This is a genomic window from Enterobacter sp. DC4, from assembly GCF_000568095.1.
Taxonomy (GTDB): domain Bacteria; phylum Pseudomonadota; class Gammaproteobacteria; order Enterobacterales; family Enterobacteriaceae; genus Enterobacter; species Enterobacter pseudoroggenkampii.
Window position 1 is genome coordinate 36,680 of the sequence record NZ_AZUB01000010.1, and the last position, 17,289, is coordinate 53,968.

The 17,289-nt window shown below is 57.2% G+C and carries 17 protein-coding genes; 14 read left to right on the plus strand and 3 right to left on the minus strand.

Going from position 1 to position 17,289, the window contains the following annotated elements:
* Positions 1 to 82: 82 nt before the first annotated feature.
* Both P349_RS03280 and rsmD read right to left on the minus strand, forming a co-directional pair.
* Positions 83 to 364 carry a DUF1145 family protein gene (locus P349_RS03280; protein WP_010436509.1) on the minus strand — a complete coding sequence of 94 codons (282 nt, stop codon included), beginning with the start codon at positions 362 to 364 and terminating at the stop codon, positions 83 to 85.
* Positions 348 to 950, minus strand: a complete 603-nt coding sequence (gene rsmD / locus P349_RS03275; RefSeq protein WP_024906689.1) for a 16S rRNA (guanine(966)-N(2))-methyltransferase — start codon at positions 948 to 950, stop codon at positions 348 to 350. Before rsmD ends, P349_RS03280 begins: the two co-directional genes overlap by 17 nt.
* 127 nt (positions 951 to 1,077) lie before the next feature.
* Between rsmD and ftsY the strand changes: the two genes are divergently transcribed.
* The 6 genes from ftsY to livJ all read left to right on the plus strand — a co-directional run bounded on the left by ftsY (position 1,078) and on the right by livJ (position 8,063).
* A complete protein-coding gene (gene ftsY / locus P349_RS03270; RefSeq protein ID WP_032650568.1) occupies positions 1,078 to 2,538 on the plus strand; it encodes a signal recognition particle-docking protein FtsY in 1,461 nt (486 codons plus the stop codon).
* 2 nt (positions 2,539 to 2,540) lie between these two features.
* Positions 2,541 to 3,212 carry a cell division ATP-binding protein FtsE gene (gene ftsE / locus P349_RS03265; protein WP_023310016.1) on the plus strand — a complete coding sequence of 224 codons (672 nt, stop codon included), beginning with the start codon at positions 2,541 to 2,543 and terminating at the stop codon, positions 3,210 to 3,212.
* Entirely contained in the window at positions 3,199 to 4,254 is a 1,056-nt protein-coding gene (ftsX, locus tag P349_RS03260; RefSeq protein WP_024906691.1) for a permease-like cell division protein FtsX, read from the plus strand. Before ftsE ends, ftsX begins: the two co-directional genes overlap by 14 nt.
* 251 nt (positions 4,255 to 4,505) lie before the next feature.
* Complete coding sequence (rpoH, locus tag P349_RS03255) at positions 4,506 to 5,363, plus strand: RNA polymerase sigma factor RpoH (protein ID WP_024906692.1); 858 nt, start codon at positions 4,506 to 4,508, stop codon at positions 5,361 to 5,363.
* 136 nt (positions 5,364 to 5,499) lie between these two features.
* Entirely contained in the window at positions 5,500 to 6,765 is a 1,266-nt protein-coding gene (locus P349_RS03250; RefSeq protein ID WP_032650570.1) for a 4-aminobutyrate--2-oxoglutarate transaminase, read from the plus strand.
* A gap of 197 nt (positions 6,766 to 6,962) precedes the next feature.
* Positions 6,963 to 8,063 carry a branched chain amino acid ABC transporter substrate-binding protein LivJ gene (gene livJ / locus P349_RS03245; protein WP_024906694.1) on the plus strand — a complete coding sequence of 367 codons (1,101 nt, stop codon included), beginning with the start codon at positions 6,963 to 6,965 and terminating at the stop codon, positions 8,061 to 8,063.
* A gap of 177 nt (positions 8,064 to 8,240) precedes the next feature.
* Here livJ and panM read toward each other — a convergent pair whose 3' ends face one another.
* A complete protein-coding gene (gene panM / locus P349_RS03240) occupies positions 8,241 to 8,624 on the minus strand; it encodes an aspartate 1-decarboxylase autocleavage activator PanM (protein WP_023334145.1) in 384 nt (127 codons plus the stop codon).
* 424 nt (positions 8,625 to 9,048) lie between these two features.
* On the opposite strand from panM, the gene livK reads away from it, so the two are divergent.
* From livK to ugpE, 8 genes are all read left to right on the plus strand, one after another.
* On the plus strand, positions 9,049 to 10,158 hold the full coding sequence (gene livK / locus P349_RS03235) for a high-affinity branched-chain amino acid ABC transporter substrate-binding protein LivK (RefSeq protein ID WP_023334146.1): 1,110 nt from the start codon (positions 9,049 to 9,051) through the stop codon (positions 10,156 to 10,158).
* Positions 10,159 to 10,204: 46 nt separating this feature from the next.
* On the plus strand, positions 10,205 to 11,131 hold the full coding sequence (gene livH / locus P349_RS03230; RefSeq protein ID WP_008500099.1) for a high-affinity branched-chain amino acid ABC transporter permease LivH: 927 nt from the start codon (positions 10,205 to 10,207) through the stop codon (positions 11,129 to 11,131).
* On the plus strand, positions 11,128 to 12,405 hold the full coding sequence (locus tag P349_RS03225) for a high-affinity branched-chain amino acid ABC transporter permease LivM (protein ID WP_032650573.1): 1,278 nt from the start codon (positions 11,128 to 11,130) through the stop codon (positions 12,403 to 12,405). Before livH ends, P349_RS03225 begins: the two co-directional genes overlap by 4 nt.
* A complete protein-coding gene (gene livG, locus P349_RS03220) occupies positions 12,402 to 13,169 on the plus strand; it encodes a high-affinity branched-chain amino acid ABC transporter ATP-binding protein LivG (protein ID WP_024906698.1) in 768 nt (255 codons plus the stop codon). Before P349_RS03225 ends, livG begins: the two co-directional genes overlap by 4 nt.
* Position 13,170: 1 nt before the next feature.
* Complete coding sequence (gene livF, locus P349_RS03215; RefSeq protein WP_032650575.1) at positions 13,171 to 13,884, plus strand: high-affinity branched-chain amino acid ABC transporter ATP-binding protein LivF; 714 nt, start codon at positions 13,171 to 13,173, stop codon at positions 13,882 to 13,884.
* Positions 13,885 to 14,136: 252 nt separating this feature from the next.
* Positions 14,137 to 15,453 carry a sn-glycerol-3-phosphate ABC transporter substrate-binding protein UgpB gene (ugpB, locus tag P349_RS03210; RefSeq protein WP_023310025.1) on the plus strand — a complete coding sequence of 439 codons (1,317 nt, stop codon included), beginning with the start codon at positions 14,137 to 14,139 and terminating at the stop codon, positions 15,451 to 15,453.
* A gap of 106 nt (positions 15,454 to 15,559) precedes the next feature.
* Positions 15,560 to 16,447: a sn-glycerol-3-phosphate ABC transporter permease UgpA gene (gene ugpA / locus P349_RS03205; protein ID WP_032650577.1), complete on the plus strand. Its 888-nt coding sequence runs from the start codon at positions 15,560 to 15,562 to the stop codon at positions 16,445 to 16,447.
* On the plus strand, positions 16,444 to 17,289 hold the full coding sequence (gene ugpE / locus P349_RS03200) for a sn-glycerol-3-phosphate ABC transporter permease UgpE (protein ID WP_013099125.1): 846 nt from the start codon (positions 16,444 to 16,446) through the stop codon (positions 17,287 to 17,289). The genes ugpA and ugpE overlap by 4 nt, the downstream gene beginning before the upstream one ends.

Sequence of the window (17,289 nt, forward strand, 5' to 3'; positions counted from 1 at the left end):
CGCCGGGCGGCACTGCGTTTGCCCGGCCTACAGGGTTTCGTAGGCCCGGTAAGCGAAGCGCCACCGGGCGATAGCCCGCACCTTACTTCTTCACCTGCGCCTTAAATTTCTTCATCCACACCAGCAGTTCAAACACGCCGAAAATAAACACGCGCAGCTGCTGCCAGCCCGTCATCTGCGGTCCATCTTTCGGCAGGCCGTTTTTCAGCATCACCATCTGCAGGGCGTGCATAAACGACGTGAAAATCAGCGCGACGTTAACGAAAATGTTCATCGGGCGCGGGAACGGGTGCACCAGATTCAGAATCAAAAACGCCCAGACGCCCAGCATCAGCAAACGTCCCAGATTAATCAGTACCGGCATCGGATCCTCCTTGTGCCTGACGGTGATACAGACGATAAGCAACCTGACCGGCGACCTTTTCGCGGTGCAGATCCCAGTGCGCGGGCACCGGCGGTAAACCGTTTTCCACTTCGCTTTCAACGTAAATTAGCGCGTCATCCGCAAGCCAGCCGTTTTGTTCCAGCAGGGATAGCGTCTCCTCCAGCAGCCCCTTACGGAACGGCGGGTCGACAAACACCACGTTATGCGGCGTGCCTTTCTGCGCAAGAAAACTCAGCGTGTTGGTGTTCACGACTTTGGCGTTGCCCGCCTTCAGCGTCGCCAGATTTTGCTGCAGCGTCTGCGCCACGCCGCGCTCCATCTCCAGCAGCGTGGCGCTGGCGGCATAGCGCGACAGTGCTTCCAGACCGAGCGCGCCGCTTCCGGCGAAGCAGTCCAGGCAGTGGGCGTCTACCATTGACGGGGCCAGCCAGTTAAACAGCGTCTCGCGCACGCGGTCGGTAGTTGGGCGTAAACCGGGGCTGTCCGGTACCGGTAATTTCCGGCCTCGCCACTGACCGCCGATAATACGAATTTGACCGGCCGGGGCGCGGTTGGGTTTCTTCATCTCAGGAAAGCTCTGTTAACAATTGGCCTGCGATTGCGGGCGGTGATGTCAATTAAGTAAAGTGTTAGACTATTTCATCATTTTTTTAGCTTCCATGTATATAGCGCCGCGAGGAGTGTAGTCGCAGATGGCAAAACAAAAAAAACGTGGCTTCTTTTCCTGGCTGGGCTTCGGTGAAAAAGAGCAAGAAACAGAACAGAAAACCGAAGAGCAACAAGCCGTTGAAGAGCAGTCACCGCCTGAAACGCCTGTAGAAACCGCCGCGGTAGTCGACGCGGAAGAAACGGCGCACAGCAAAGAAGAGGTTGAATCCTTTGCAGAAGAGGTGGTTGAGGTCACGGAACAGGTTCAGGAGAGCGAGAAGCCAGAACCGGTTGTCGTTGAAGACATTACCGAAGCACCGCAGGCCGTTATCGAGCATGAAGAGCTGCCGCTGCCGGAAGAGGTGAAAGCCGAAGAGGTGTCTGCCGAAGAGTGGCAGGCCGAAGCGGAAACCGTTGAAATTGTTGAGGCGGTGGAAGAAGAAGCGGCACTAGAGCCAGAACTGACCGACGAAGAGCTTGAAGCCCAGGCGCTGGCGGCGGAAGCCGCTGAAGAAGCGGTCATCGTGGTGCCGGTGGAAGAAGAATCGGAAGAAGAGATCGTTCAGGAGCAGGAAAAACCGACCAAAGAAGGTTTCTTCGCCCGCCTGAAGCGCAGCCTGCTCAAAACCAAAGAAAACTTAGGTTCCGGATTTATCAGTCTGTTCCGCGGCAAGAAGATCGACGACGATCTCTTTGAAGAGCTGGAAGAACAGCTGCTGATTGCGGACGTCGGCGTGGAAACCACCCGTAAGATCATCGCCAACCTGACCGAAGGGGCGAGCCGCAAACAGCTGCGCGACGCCGAAGCGCTGTACGGCCTGCTGAAAGACGAGATGGGTGAAATTCTCGCAAAAGTTGACGAACCGCTTAATATTGAAGGCAAAACGCCATTTGTTATTCTGATGGTCGGCGTGAACGGCGTGGGTAAAACCACCACCATCGGCAAGCTGGCGCGTCAGTTCGAGCAGCAGGGCAAATCGGTGATGCTGGCGGCGGGCGACACCTTCCGTGCGGCGGCGGTTGAGCAGCTGCAGGTCTGGGGCCAGCGCAACAACATTCCGGTGATTGCTCAGCATACCGGCGCGGATTCCGCATCCGTGATCTTTGACGCCATCCAGGCGGCGAAGGCGCGCAACGTGGACGTGCTGATTGCCGATACCGCAGGGCGTTTGCAGAACAAATCGCACCTGATGGAAGAGTTAAAGAAAATCGTTCGCGTCATGAAGAAGCTGGACGAAGACGCACCGCATGAAATTATGCTGACCATTGATGCCAGCACCGGACAGAACGCCATCAGCCAGGCGAAGCTGTTCACTGAAGCGGTAGGACTGACGGGGATCGCGCTGACCAAGCTGGACGGCACCGCGAAAGGCGGGGTGATCTTCTCCGTGGCCGATCAGTTCGGCATTCCTATCCGTTACATCGGTGTGGGCGAGCGTATTGAGGATTTACGTCCGTTTAAGGCGGACGACTTTATTGAGGCATTATTTGCCCGAGAGGACTAACAATGATTCGCTTTGAACACGTCAGCAAGGCCTATCTCGGTGGGAGACAAGCGCTGCAGGGGGTGACATTCCACCTGCAGCCGGGCGAGATGGCATTCCTGACCGGCCATTCCGGCGCGGGGAAAAGTACCCTGCTCAAGCTTATCTGTGGGATCGAGCGGCCAAGCGCCGGGAAAATCTTTTTCGGCGGGCATGAAATCAGCCGCCTGAAAAACCGCGAAGTGCCGTTCCTGCGTCGTCAGATCGGCATGATTTTCCAGGATCACCACCTGCTGATGGATCGCACCGTTTTCGATAACGTGGCCATTCCGCTGATTATTGCCGGCGCCAGCTATGACGATATCCGCCGTCGCGTCTCTGCGGCGCTGGATAAGGTCGGGCTGCTGGACAAAGCGAAGAACTTCCCGATCCAGCTCTCCGGCGGTGAACAGCAGCGCGTGGGCATCGCCCGCGCGGTGGTGAACAAGCCTGCCGTGCTGCTGGCGGATGAACCGACCGGTAACCTGGACGATGCCCTGTCAGAAGGGATTTTGCGTCTGTTTGAGGAATTCAACCGCGTAGGGGTCACCGTATTGATGGCGACGCACGATATCGGGCTCATTTCCCGTCGTTCGTACCGCATGCTGACCCTGAGCGACGGGCATTTGCACGGAGGCCACGGTGAACAAGCGTGATGCAATAAACCAGATTCGGCAGTTCGGGAACCGGTTTGACCGTTTCCGTAAGCCGCAGGGCGGTGGTGACGGCAATCGTAATGCGCCGAAGCGCCAGAAGGCCGCGACAAAACCGGCCTCCCGTAAAACCAACGTGTTTAACGAACAGGTACGCTACGCTTTCCACGGCGCGCTGCAGGACCTGAAAAGCAAACCGCTGGCGACGTTCCTGACGGTGATGGTGATTGCCATCTCCCTGACGCTGCCAAGCGTCTGCTATATGGTCTATAAAAACGTCAACCAGGCGGCTTCACAGTATTATCCGTCCCCGCAGATCACGGTCTATCTGGATAAAGCGCTCGACGATAACGCCGCGGCGCAGGTGGTTGGGCAAATCCAGGCCGAGCAGGGCGTGGAGAAGGTCAACTATCTCTCACGTGAAGACGCGCTGGGCGAGTTCCGTAACTGGTCTGGCTTTGGCGGCGCGCTGGATATGCTCGAAGAGAACCCGCTGCCCGCCGTGGCGGTGGTGATCCCGAAGCTGGATTTCCAGGGGACCGATTCGCTTAATACCCTGCGCGATCGCATCACGCGCATTAAGGGTATTGATGAAGTGCGCATGGATGACAGCTGGTTTGCGCGCCTTTCTGCCCTGACCGGGCTGGTAGGACGCGTCGCGGCGATGATTGGCGTGCTGATGGTGGCGGCGGTCTTCCTCGTCATCGGTAACAGCGTACGCCTGAGCATCTTTGCCCGTCGCGATACCATCAACGTGCAGAAACTGATTGGTGCGACGGATGGCTTCATCCTCCGACCGTTCCTTTACGGCGGTGCACTGCTCGGTTTTTCCGGCGCATTTCTTTCACTGATATTGTCAGAAATTTTGGTGATGCGGCTTTCGTCTGCCGTGACTGAAGTGGCGCAGGTTTTCGGAACGAAGTTTAATATCAGCGGCTTAGGTTTCGATGAGTGCCTGTTACTGCTGCTGGTGTGCTCGATGATTGGGTGGGTGGCAGCCTGGCTGGCAACCGTTCAACATTTACGTCACTTTACTCCCGACTAATAAAAGCGTGATATAATCTTTCCCTGCACCGAGATGTTCGCTCTGCAGGGAAAGCGTCCCTGTTGTCTCTTCCCCTGTTATCATCTCCATGTCACATTTTGTGCGTAATTTATTCACCGTTGCACCTGGAACTTGTGGATAAAATCACTGTCTGATAAAAGAGTGAATGCTAATCTCGTTGCTCAAACGCTTTGGCATGGTTGTTGCCTGACGGGGACGACCTGGACCAGAAGAAACATTGAGAGGAATGAATGACCAAAGAAATGCAAACTTTAGCTTTAGCCCCTGTTGGTAACCTGGAATCTTATATCCGGGCTGCGAACACCTGGCCGATGTTAACGGCCGAGGAAGAAAAGGAGCTTGCTGAAAAGCTGCATTACCAGGGCGATCTGGAAGCAGCTAAGACGCTGATCCTGTCTCACCTGCGCTTTGTTGTTCACGTTGCTCGTAATTATGCGGGCTACGGCCTGCCGCAGGCGGACTTGATTCAGGAAGGTAACATCGGTCTGATGAAGGCTGTACGTCGCTTTAACCCGGAAGTGGGTGTGCGACTGGTCTCCTTCGCCGTGCACTGGATCAAAGCAGAAATTCACGAATACGTGCTGCGCAACTGGCGTATCGTGAAAGTCGCCACGACAAAAGCGCAGCGCAAACTGTTCTTTAACCTGCGTAAAACCAAGCAGCGTCTGGGCTGGTTCAATCAGGATGAAGTGGAAATGGTGGCGCGCGAGCTGGGCGTAACCAGCAAAGACGTGCGTGAGATGGAATCCCGTATGGCCGCGCAGGACATGACCTTTGATATGTCCTCCGACGACGACGCATCTGACAGCCAGCCGATGGCACCGGTTCTGTATCTGCAGGATAAAACCTCTAACTTTGCTGATGGCATCGAAGAGGATAACTGGGAAGATCAGGCCGCGAACAAGCTGACTCATGCGATGGAAGGCCTCGACGAACGTAGCCAGGATATTATCCGCGCCCGCTGGCTGGACGAAGACAACAAGTCCACGCTGCAGGAGCTGGCCGACCGCTATGGCGTTTCTGCGGAACGTGTCCGTCAGCTTGAAAAGAACGCCATGAAAAAACTTCGCGCCGCTATCGAAGCGTAATTTCTGCGAAGTACACCGAGAACCCCTGGATGAGAATCCGGGGGTTTTGTTTTTTTAGCGCCCGCTCTGGCGAATTCCCTCCCCCTGGCAAACACTTACTGATGCGCTAAGCAGGCGACTTTCTCAGGGGGACAGGGTGAAAAACAACGAACTGAACGACCGGCGTTTACAGGCGACGCCGCGCGGCATCGGCGTGATGTGTAACTTCTATGCCGATAAAGCTGAAAACGCCACGGTGTGGGACGTGGAAGGCAACGAGTACATCGACTTCGCCGCCGGGATCGCGGTGCTGAATACCGGCCATCGCCATCCCAAAGTCATTTCCGCCATCGAAAAACAACTCCACGCCTTTACCCATACGGCGTATCAGATCGTGCCGTATGAAGGCTATGTGGCGCTTGCCGAACGTATCAACGAACGCGTGCCCGTTGAAGGCCCTGCCAAAACGGCGTTCTTTTCAACGGGAGCAGAGGCGGTCGAAAACGCGGTAAAAATTGCCCGGGCGTACACCAAACGTCCGGGTCTTATCACTTTTGGCGGCGCGTTTCACGGCCGCACCTTTATGACCATGGCGCTGACCGGCAAAGTTGCGCCGTACAAGCTCGGCTTTGGCCCGTTCCCCGGTTCGGTTTATCACGCGCAGTATCCGAATGAACTGCACGGCGTCAGCACCGCTGAGGCGTTGAAAAGCCTGGAACGTATCTTTAAAGCGGATATCGCACCCGACCAGGTCGCGGCCATTATTCTCGAACCGGTTCAGGGAGAGGGCGGTTTCAACATCGCGCCAGCCGATTTTATGCAGGCGCTGCGTGCCCTGTGCGATACCCACGGCATTTTGCTGATTGCCGACGAGGTGCAAAGCGGCTTCGCCCGTACCGGCAAGCTGTTCTCGATGGAACATCACTGCGTGAAGCCGGATCTGATCACCATGGCGAAAAGCCTGGCGGGTGGGATGCCGCTCTCAGCGGTGTCGGGCCGGGCTGAGGTGATGGATGCCCCCGTGCCGGGCGGGCTGGGCGGTACCTACGCCGGAAACCCGCTGGCGATTGCCGCGGCGCATGCCGTGCTCGACGTGATTGATGAAGAGGATCTCTGCACGCGCTCGGCGCATCTTGGCCATCACCTGGTGGAAGTGCTGAACAAAGCGAAGGAACACTGCCCGTATATCGCGGACATTCGCGCGCAGGGTTCAATGGTGGCGGTGGAGTTTAACGACCCGCAAACGGGCCAGCCTTCGCCGGAATTTACCCGCCAGGTGCAGGAGCGCGCGTTGCAGGAAGGGCTGCTTCTTCTGAGCTGCGGCGTCTACGGCAACGTCATTCGTTTCCTCTATCCGCTGACGATCCCTGAAGTGCAGTTCCGTAAAGCGCTGGACATTATCTCCGCCTCGCTGACACGTTAAAGCCATATGCCCGGCGAAAATCCCTGCCGGGCCTATCATATATTCATTTCAAATTAGCTATTCCAAAATCATAAAAATCGGGTATGTTTTAGCAGAGTATGCTGAAAAAGCGCGAACAGCACACCTATAACTGACATAAAGCGCTGCACAACAACATCACAACAATCGTAATAACCATAATAATGGGGAATCTCAGGATGAACATGAAGGGTAAAGCGTTACTGGCAGGATGTATCGCGTTGGCATTCAGCACCATGGCACAGGCAGACATCAAAGTGGCTGTGGTTGGCGCGATGTCCGGTCCGGTAGCACAGTACGGCGACCAGGAATTTACCGGCGCTGAGCAGGCGGTTGCAGACATTAATGCTAAGGGCGGTATCAAGGGCGAAAAACTGCAGATCGTAAAATATGATGATGCCTGTGACCCGAAACAAGCGGTCGCGGTCGCGAACAAAGTGGTGAACGACGGGATCAAATACGTTATCGGTCACCTGTGCTCTTCCTCTACTCAGCCCGCGTCTGACATCTACGAAGACGAAGGTATTCTGATGATCACCCCGGCGGCGACCGCACCGGAGCTGACCGCGCGTGGCTATAAGCTGACCCTGCGCACCACCGGTCTGGACTCTGACCAGGGCCCAACCGCGGCAAAATACATCGTTGAAAAAGTGAAGCCGAAGCGCATTGCCATCGTTCATGACAAGCAGCAGTACGGTGAAGGTCTGGCGCGTTCAGTGCAGGACAACCTCAAGAAAGCCAATGCCGACGTGGTGTTCTTCGACGGGATCACCGCCGGTGAGAAAGACTTCTCCACCCTGGTGGCGCGTCTGAAGAAAGAGAATATCGACTTCGTTTACTACGGTGGCTACCACCCGGAAATGGGCCAGATCCTGCGCCAGGCGCGCGCTGCGGGCCTGAAAACCCAGTTTATGGGTCCGGAAGGCGTGGCGAACGTTTCCCTGTCTAACATTGCAGGTGAATCAGCCGAAGGCCTGCTGGTGACCAAACCGAAGAACTACGACCAGGTGCCAGCGAACAAACCTATCGTAGATGCCATCAAGGCGAAGAAACAGGATCCAAGCGGCGCGTTCGTCTGGACCACCTATGCGGCGCTGCAGTCTCTGCAGGCGGGCCTGAACCAGTCAGCCGAACCGGCTGAGATTGCCACCTGGCTGAAAGCGAACACGGTCCAGACCGTCATGGGGCCACTCTCCTGGGACGCGAAGGGCGACCTGAAGGGCTTCGAGTTCGGCGTGTTTGACTGGCATGCTAATGGCACGGCGACAGACGCCAAATAATTTTCCCGTCGCCTTTCGCGCCGCAGGTGCGTTGGCTGCGTTATTCAACCCCGGTCACTTACTTATGTAAGCTCCCGGGGATTTCATAACTTGCCGCCTTCCTGCAACACGAAATGCTTGGGAAAATGCGGTAGAAATTGTAGGCCGGGTAAGGCGCAGCCGCCACCCGGCTTTCTTTTAGCGCTTCTCCCAACCGCTCTCCTGCGCCGTAAACCCTAACGCCTGCATAAACGCCGCCATCACGCCGCGGTCTTCCACGCCGACGTCAGCCATCCACCATGAGGTCACGCTCGGGTTTTCGCGGATCACTTCTTCAATTAAATACTGTCCCACACCGCGACGACGGGTGACGTCACGTACGCGCAGCGAGTCCAGCGCCCCTTCTGTACCGCTCAGGGTGACGCGAACCGCGGCCAGCAGGCGCTCGTTAAAACGCGCGGCATAAATGCGGTGGGTCTCATCCACGCGTAGCGACGAAGGGGAATATTCCGGCCAGATCTTGCCCAGGTCGATATGATCCTGGTCGCTAAAGGTCACCAGACGCACGATAGTCAGTTTCATTAGCTACTTGTCCAAATCAGATTGAGTAGGGGCAGTGTACTCAATTTATTCACTCAGCGGCTTCCTCTTTTTATTCTCATTAACCAGGTGATTAGTTTTTTGGCAACGCGATGGGCAGTTTGAAAACGCATGGATCGAAAAATAAGCAGAATTTTAACCTGAAGGGTAGTGATTTATTCGGCGCTTTGTACCGTTATTTTATGCTGCAAACTGCACTTTTATTTGTTTATCTCTGCCTGATTTCAGAATATTATCTTTGCTTAATCGCCTGAAAAATAGAGATTTTAGTCTGGTTTTTGACAAAAACCTGCGCTAAACCATTAAAGGCACTGGTAAAAATAGCGTTGTTCATTAAAAGTACAGAATGCTTTTTAACCATAATAAAACAAAATATAAACACGACATCACGAATGGGGATTCAGAGATGAAAAGGAACGCGAAGACGTTAATCGCGGGGATGGTTGCACTGTCGATCTCGCATGCCGCTATGGCGGAGGACATTAAAGTTGCGGTAGTGGGTGCGATGTCCGGCCCTGTTGCCCAGTGGGGTGACATGGAGTTCAACGGTGCGCGCCAGGCCATCAAAGACATCAACGCTAAGGGCGGCATCAAAGGCGACAAGCTGGTGGGCGTGGAATATGACGACGCCTGCGATCCGAAACAGGCCGTCGCGGTCGCCAACAAAATCGTCAACGATGGCATCCAGTATGTGATCGGCCACCTGTGTTCATCCTCCACCCAGCCTGCGTCTGATATCTACGAAGACGAAGGCATCCTGATGATCACCCCTGGCGCAACCAACCCTGAGCTGACCCAGCGCGGTTATCAGCACATTATGCGTACCGCCGGTCTGGACTCCTCTCAGGGGCCCACCGCCGCCAAATACGTCCTTGAAACCGTTAAGCCGCAGCGTATCGCCATTATTCATGACAAGCAGCAGTACGGCGAAGGCCTGGCGCGCTCCGTTCAGGACGGCCTGAAAAAAGGCGGCGCGAACATCGTCTTCTTCGACGGCATTACCGCCGGTGAGAAAGACTTCTCCGCGCTGATCGCCCGTCTGCAAAAAGAGAATATCGACTTCGTTTACTACGGCGGCTACTACCCGGAGATGGGACAGATGCTGCGTCAGGCGCGCGCCACCGGTCTGAAAACCCAGTTTATGGGGCCAGAGGGCGTGGGCAATGCCTCCCTGTCAAACATCGCGGGGGATTCTGCCGAAGGCATGCTGGTGACGATGCCAAAACGCTATGACCAGGATCCGGCCAACAAGGCTATCGTGGATGCGCTCAAGGCGCAGAAGAAAGATCCGAGTGGTCCGTACGTCTGGATCACCTATGCGGCCGTACAGTCTCTGGCCACCGCGCTGGATCGCTCCGGCAGCAAAGAACCGCTGGATCTGGTGAAAGATTTAAAAGCACACGGGGCGAACACCGTGATTGGGCCGCTGAACTGGGATGAGAAAGGCGATCTGAAGGGATTTGAGTTTGGTGTCTTTAAGTGGCACGCCGACGGTTCGTCCTCGGCCGCCAAATAATTATCCCACCGCCCGGACCGCCGGGCGGGTATAAAAAGGTTTGCATATGTCCGAGCAGTTTCTCTATTTCCTGCAGCAGATGTTTAACGGCGTTACGCTGGGAAGCACCTACGCGCTGATCGCCATCGGCTATACGATGGTTTACGGCATTATCGGCATGATCAACTTCGCCCACGGCGAGGTCTACATGATCGGTAGCTACGTCTCCTTTATGATTATTGCCGCCCTGATGATGATGGGCATCGACAGCAGCTGGCTGCTGGTCGCCGCCGGGTTTGTCGGCGCGATTGTGATAGCCAGCGCCTACGGCTGGAGCATCGAGCGCGTGGCCTACCGGCCGGTGCGCAGCTCCAAGCGTCTGATTGCGCTGATTTCCGCCATCGGGATGTCGATCTTCCTGCAAAACTACGTCAGCCTGACCGAAGGCTCGCGCGACGTGGCGCTGCCAAGCCTGTTTAACGGCCAGTGGATTGTGGGGGCCAGCGAAAACTTCGCGGCGTCTATCACCACCATGCAGCTTGTTATCTGGGTCGTGACCTTTATTGCGATGCTCGCCCTGACGCTGTTCATCCGCTACTCGCGTATGGGACGCGCCTGCCGCGCGTGTGCAGAAGATCTGAAGATGGCGAGCCTGCTCGGCATCAACACCGACCGCGTGATTGCCCTGACCTTCGTGATTGGCGCCGCGATGGCGGCGGTGGCGGGTGTCCTGCTCGGCCAGTTCTATGGCGTGATCAACCCGTACATCGGCTTTATGGCCGGGATGAAAGCCTTCACCGCGGCGGTACTGGGCGGTATCGGCAGTATTCCGGGTGCCATGATTGGCGGCCTGATCCTGGGCGTGGCGGAGGCGCTCTCCTCGGCGTATCTGAGCACGGAATATAAAGACGTGGTGTCGTTTGCCCTGCTGATTCTGGTTCTGCTGGTGATGCCTACCGGTATTCTGGGCCGTCCGGAGGTAGAGAAAGTATGAAACCGATGCATTTTGCAATGGCGCTGCTCTCTGCCGCCATGTTCTTCGTGCTGGCAGGCGTCTTTATGGGCGTCCAGTTAGGTCTGGATGGGACGAAGCTGGTGGTGGATACCGCCCCCGACATCCGCTGGCAGTGGGTATTTATCGGCACTGCCGTGGTGTTCCTGTTCCAGCTGCTGCGTCCGCTGTTCCAGAAGTCGCTGAAAAACGTCTCCGGGCCGAAATTCGTTCTGCCGGCCATCGACGGGTCTACCGTTAAGCAGAAGCTATTCCTCGTAGCGCTGCTGGTGGCCGCCGTGGCGTGGCCGTTTGTGGTGTCTCGCGGCACCGTGGATATCGCCACTCTGACCATGATCTACGTGATTCTCGGTCTCGGTCTGAACGTGGTGGTGGGGCTCTCCGGCCTGCTGGTACTGGGCTACGGTGGCTTCTACGCCATCGGCGCCTACACCTTCGCGCTGCTGAACCACTATTACGGCCTCGGCTTCTGGACCTGCCTGCCGCTGGCGGGGCTGGTCTCTGCCGCTGCGGGCTTTCTGCTTGGCTTCCCGGTATTGCGCCTGCGCGGTGACTACCTGGCGATTGTGACCTTAGGCTTTGGCGAAATCGTCCGTATCCTGCTGCTTAACAACACCGAAGTGACCGGCGGCCCGAACGGTATCAGCCAGATCCCGAAACCGACCTTCTTTGGCCTGGAGTTCAGCCGTACCGCCCGCGAAGGCGGCTGGGACACCTTCAGTAACTTCTTCGGCGTGAAGTATGACCCGTCCGACCGCGTAATCTGGCTCTATCTGGTGGCGCTGCTGCTGGTGGTGATTACCCTGTTCGTGATTAACCGTCTGCTGCGCATGCCGCTGGGCCGCGCGTGGGAAGCGCTGCGTGAAGATGAGATCGCCTGCCGCTCCCTGGGCCTGAACCCGACCCGCATCAAGCTGACCGCGTTCACCATCAGCGCCGCGTTTGCCGGTTTCGCCGGAACGCTGTTTGCCGCCCGTCAGGGCTTTGTGAGCCCGGAATCGTTCACCTTTGCCGAGTCCGCCTTTGTGCTGGCGATTGTGGTGCTCGGCGGTATGGGCTCGCAGTTCGCCGTTATCCTCGCGGCCATCCTGCTGGTGGTCTCGCGCGAGCTGATGCGCGACTTTAACGAATACAGCATGCTGATGCTGGGTGGTTTGATGGTGCTGATGATGATCTGGCGTCCGCAGGGCTTGCTGCCGATGACTCGTCCACAGCTGAAGCTGAAACGCACTCAGACGAAAGGAGAGCAGGCATGAGTCAGCCATTATTATCCGTTAACGGTCTGATGATGCGTTTTGGCGGCCTGCTGGCGGTCAACAATGTGTCACTGGATCTGCACAAGAAAGAGATTGTCTCCCTGATTGGCCCGAACGGCGCGGGGAAAACCACGGTCTTTAACTGCCTGACTGGCTTCTACAAGCCGACGGGCGGCACCATCATGCTGCGCGACAAGCATCTTGAAGGGCTGCCGGGCCAGCAGATTGCCCGCATGGGCGTGGTGCGTACCTTCCAGCACGTACGTCTGTTCCGCGAGATGACGGTGATTGAGAACCTGCTGGTCGCGCAGCATCAGCAGCTGAAAACCGGGCTGTTCTCCGGCCTGCTGAAAACCCCGGCCTTCCGCCGCGCGCAGGATGAAGCGCTTGACCGCGCGGCGACCTGGCTCGACCGAATTGGCCTGCTGCAGCACGCCAATCGTCAGGCGAGCAACCTGGCCTACGGCGACCAGCGTCGTCTGGAGATTGTGCGCTGCATGGTGACCCAGCCGGAGATCCTGATGCTCGACGAACCGGCGGCAGGGCTCAACCCGAAAGAGACCAAAGAGCTGGACGAGCTGATTGCCGAACTGCGCGATCACCACGACACCACCATTCTGCTGATCGAGCACGACATGAAGCTGGTAATGGGCATTTCCGACCGTATCTACGTGGTCAACCAGGGCACGCCGCTGGCAAACGGCACGCCGGAAGAGATCCGCAACAACCCGGACGTGATCCGCGCATACCTGGGTGAGGCATAAGATGGAAAAAGCGATGTTAACGTTCGACAAGGTCAACGCGCACTACGGCAAGATCCAGGCGCTGCACGACGTCAGCCTGCATATCAATCAGGGTGAAATCGTGACCCTGATTGGCGCCAACGGCGCGGGTAAAACTACGCTGCTCGGCACCCTGTGCGGCGACCCGCGCGCCACCAGCGGGCAGATCGTGTTTGATGGTAAAGACATTACCGACTGGCAGACCGCCAGAATCATGCGTGAAGCGGTGGCGATTGTTCCGGAAGGGCGCCGGGTCTTCTCCCGCATGACGGTGGAAGAGAACCTGGCAATGGGCGGCTTCTTTGCTCACCGCGATGAATACCAGACCCGCATCAAGTGGGTGTACGAACTCTTCCCGCGCCTGTGGGAGCGCCGCATTCAGCGTGCGGGCACCATGTCCGGCGGTGAACAGCAGATGCTGGCGATAGGCCGCGCGCTGATGAGCCAGCCGCGTCTGCTGCTGCTGGACGAGCCGTCGCTCGGTCTGGCGCCGATCATCATCCAGCAGATTTTCGACACCATTGAGCAGCTGCGCAAAGAGGGGATGACCATCTTCCTCGTCGAGCAGAACGCCAACCAGGCGCTGAAGCTGGCTGACCGTGGCTACGTGCTGGAGAACGGCCGCGTAGTGCTGGAAGACACCGGCGACGCGCTGCTGGCGAACGAAGCGGTGCGGAGCGCGTATCTGGGCGGATAGGTAAAAGCAAAAAGGCAACGCAAGTTGCCTTTTTTAGTGTTTTCTCCCTCTCCCTGTGGGAGAGGGCCGGGGTGAGGGCACCAGACCGCACCCAACCATCCAACCCCCTTCACACAACCATCATCCCCCTGACGCCTGGCTGTCATTTATCTGTAAACAAACAGTTATTTTTCTGTAATTCGAGCATGTCATGTTACCTCGCGAGCATAAAACGCGTGATATCGCGCATCCGGCACAATAAGAGAGATGACAATGACATCGTTACGACACACAGCTTTGGGTCTGGCACTGGGTCTGGCTTTTGCGACGAACGCAATGGCTGTCACCACCATTCCGTTCTGGCATTCAATGGAAGGGGAGTTGGGTAAAGAAGTTGACTCCCTGGCGCAACGTTTCAACGACACCCACCCGGATTACAAAATTGTGCCGGTGTACAAAGGCAACTATGAGCAGAGCCTGAGCGCGGGCATCGCCGCCTTCCGTACCGGCAACGCACCTGCACTGTTACAGGTTTATGAAGTGGGCACCGCCACCATGATGGCTTCCAAAGCTATCAAGCCGGTCTACGAAGTGTTCAAAGAAGCGGGCATCAACTTCGATGAATCCCAGTTTGTGCCGACCGTAGCGGGTTACTACACCGATTCCAAAACCGGCCATCTGCTGTCCCAGCCGTTTAACAGCTCCACGCCGGTGCTGTACTACAACAAAGACGCCTTCAAAAAAGCCGGTTTAGACCCGGAGCAGCCGCCAAAAACCTGGCAGGACCTGGCGGAGTACACCGCGAAGCTGAAAGCGGCGGGGATGAAGTGCGGCTACGCCAGCGGCTGGCAGGGCTGGATCCAGATTGAAAACTTCAGCGCCTGGCACGGCCTGCCGGTGGCGACCAAAAACAACGGCTTCGACGGCACCGATGCGGTACTGGAGTTCAACAAGCCGGAGCAGGTGAAGCACATCGCGCTGCTTGCCGACCTGAACAAGAAGGGCGACTTCAGCTACTTCGGGCGTAAAGACGAATCCACCGAGAAGTTCTACAACGGCGACTGCGCCATTACCACCGCCTCCTCCGGCTCGCTGGCGGATATCCGTCACTACGCCAAATTCAACTACGGCGTGGGCATGATGCCGTACGACGCTGACGTGAAGGGCGCGCCGCAGAACGCCATTATCGGCGGGGCGAGCCTGTGGGTCATGCAGGGTAAAGACAAGGGCACCTATAAAGGCGTGGCCGAATTCCTCGACTTCCTGGCCAAGCCTGAAAACGCCGCCGAGTGGCACCAGAAGACCGGTTACCTGCCGATCACCAAAGCCGCGTATGACCTGACCCGCGAGCAGGGCTTCTACAGCAAGAACCCAGGCGCGGACATCGCGACGCGCCAGATGCTGAACAAGCCGCCGTTGCCGTTCACTAAAGGCCTGCGCCTGGGCAACATGCCGCAGATCCGCACCATCGTGGATGAGGAGCTGGAAAGCGTGTGGACCGGGAAGAAAACGCCACAGCAGGCGCTGGACTCTGCGGTAGAGCGCGGAAATCAGCTGCTGCGCCGCTTTGAGCAGTCGACGAAATCGTAATCTGTGATTCGCCCGGTGGCGCTTCGCTTACCGGGCCTACGACGTGCCCCATGTAGGCCGGGTAAGGCGTAGCCGCCACCCGGCATTGTTCAGGAACCCAATCTCCATGTCATCATCCCGTCCGGTGTTCCGTTCCCGCTGGCTGCCGTACCTGTTGGTCGCGCCTCAGCTGGTCATCACCGTTATCTTCTTTATCTGGCCTGCGGGCGAAGCGCTGTGGTACTCGGTACAAAGCGTCGATCCGTTCGGGCTCTCCAGCCAGTTTGTTGGGCTGGACAACTTCACCGCGCTGTTCCATGACAGCTACTACCTGGACGCCTTCTGGACGACGATGAAGTTCAGCGCGCTGGTCACCGTCAGCGGTCTGGTTGCCTCGCTGTTTTTCGCCGCGCTGGTGGACTACGTGGTGCGCGGAAGTCGTATTTATCAGACCCTGATGCTGCTGCCGTACGCCGTGGCACCCGCCGTCGCTGCCGTACTGTGGATTTTCCTGTTTAACCCCGGTCGCGGGCTGATTACCCATTTCCTGGCAGAGTTCGGCTACGACTGGAACCATGCCCAGAACAGCGGTCAGGCGATGTTCCTGGTGGTATTCGCCTCGGTGTGGAAGCAGATCAGCTACAACTTCCTGTTCTTCTTTGCCGCGCTGCAGTCCATTCCGCGCTCGCTGGTGGAAGCCGCGGCAATTGACGGAGCAGGGCCTATTCGTCGCTTCTTCAGGCTGTCGCTGCCGCTGATCGCCCCGGTGAGTTTCTTCCTGCTGGTGGTTAACCTCGTGTACGCCTTCTTCGACACCTTCCCGGTGATCGACGCGGCGACCGCGGGCGGCCCGGTGCAGGCGACAACGACGCTTATCTATAAGATCTACCGCGAAGGCTTCGCCGGGCTGGATCTCTCCGCTTCTGCCGCGCAGTCGGTGGTGCTGATGTTCCTCGTCATCATCCTCACGGTGGTGCAGTTCCGCTATGTTGAAAGTAAGGTGCGCTACCAATGATTGAGAACCGTCGCGGGCTGACGATTTTCAGCCATACCATGCTGATTTTAGGGATTATCGTCATCCTGTTTCCGCTGTACGTGGCCTTTGTCGCCGCCACGCTGGACACCAAAGCGGTGTTCGATACGCCGATGACGCTGATCCCAGGCACGCATCTTTTCGAGAATATGAAGACCATCTGGACCCAGGGCGTGGGCGCCAACAGCGCGCCGTTCTGGCTGATGATGCTCAACAGCTTCATCATGGCGTTCGGCATTACGGTGGGCAAAATCACGGTGTCGATGCTGTCGGCCTTCGCCATCGTCTGGTTCCGCTTTCCGCTGCGTAACCTGTTTTTCTGGATGATTTTTATTACCCTGATGCTGCCGGTGGAGGTGCGTATCTTCCCGACGGTGGAGGTGATCGCCAACCTGAAGATGCTCGACAGCTACGCGGGCTTAACCCTGCCGCTGATGGCCTCGGCGACCGCCACCTTCCTGTTCCGCCAGTTCTTTATGACCCTGCCGGACGAGCTGATTGAAGCGGCGCGCATCGACGGCGCGTCGCCGATGCGCTTCTTCCGCGATATCGTGCTGCCGCTGTCGAAAACTAACCTTGCGGCGCTGTTTGTGATCACCTTTATCTACGGCTGGAACCAGTACCTGTGGCCGCTGCTGATTATTCAGGACGTCAACCTCGGCACCGCCGTGGCGGGCATCAAAGGCATGATCGCCACCGGCGAAGGCACCACCCTCTGGAACCAGGTAATGGCGGCAATGCTGCTCACCCTTATCCCACCCGTAGTCATTGTTTTAGCCATGCAGCGTGCGTTTGTCCGCGGCCTGGTCGATAGCGAGAAATAA

Coding starts and splice junctions, on each gene's coding strand:
- livF (WP_032650575.1), top strand. CDS start 13,171: ATGGAAAAAGCGATGTTAACGTTCGACAAGGTCAACGCGCACTACGGC.
- livG (WP_024906698.1), top strand. CDS start 12,402: ATGAGTCAGCCATTATTATCCGTTAACGGTCTGATGATGCGTTTTGGC.
- rpoH (WP_024906692.1), top strand. CDS start 4,506: ATGACCAAAGAAATGCAAACTTTAGCTTTAGCCCCTGTTGGTAACCTG.
- P349_RS03280 (WP_010436509.1), bottom strand. CDS start 364: ATGCCGGTACTGATTAATCTGGGACGTTTGCTGATGCTGGGCGTCTGG.
- ugpA (WP_032650577.1), top strand. CDS start 15,560: ATGTCATCATCCCGTCCGGTGTTCCGTTCCCGCTGGCTGCCGTACCTG.
- livJ (WP_024906694.1), top strand. CDS start 6,963: ATGAACATGAAGGGTAAAGCGTTACTGGCAGGATGTATCGCGTTGGCA.
- ftsY (WP_032650568.1), top strand. CDS start 1,078: ATGGCAAAACAAAAAAAACGTGGCTTCTTTTCCTGGCTGGGCTTCGGT.
- ftsE (WP_023310016.1), top strand. CDS start 2,541: ATGATTCGCTTTGAACACGTCAGCAAGGCCTATCTCGGTGGGAGACAA.
- livK (WP_023334146.1), top strand. CDS start 9,049: ATGAAAAGGAACGCGAAGACGTTAATCGCGGGGATGGTTGCACTGTCG.
- livH (WP_008500099.1), top strand. CDS start 10,205: ATGTCCGAGCAGTTTCTCTATTTCCTGCAGCAGATGTTTAACGGCGTT.
- P349_RS03225 (WP_032650573.1), top strand. CDS start 11,128: ATGAAACCGATGCATTTTGCAATGGCGCTGCTCTCTGCCGCCATGTTC.
- ugpB (WP_023310025.1), top strand. CDS start 14,137: ATGACATCGTTACGACACACAGCTTTGGGTCTGGCACTGGGTCTGGCT.
- rsmD (WP_024906689.1), bottom strand. CDS start 950: ATGAAGAAACCCAACCGCGCCCCGGCCGGTCAAATTCGTATTATCGGC.
- ugpE (WP_013099125.1), top strand. CDS start 16,444: ATGATTGAGAACCGTCGCGGGCTGACGATTTTCAGCCATACCATGCTG.
- panM (WP_023334145.1), bottom strand. CDS start 8,624: ATGAAACTGACTATCGTGCGTCTGGTGACCTTTAGCGACCAGGATCAT.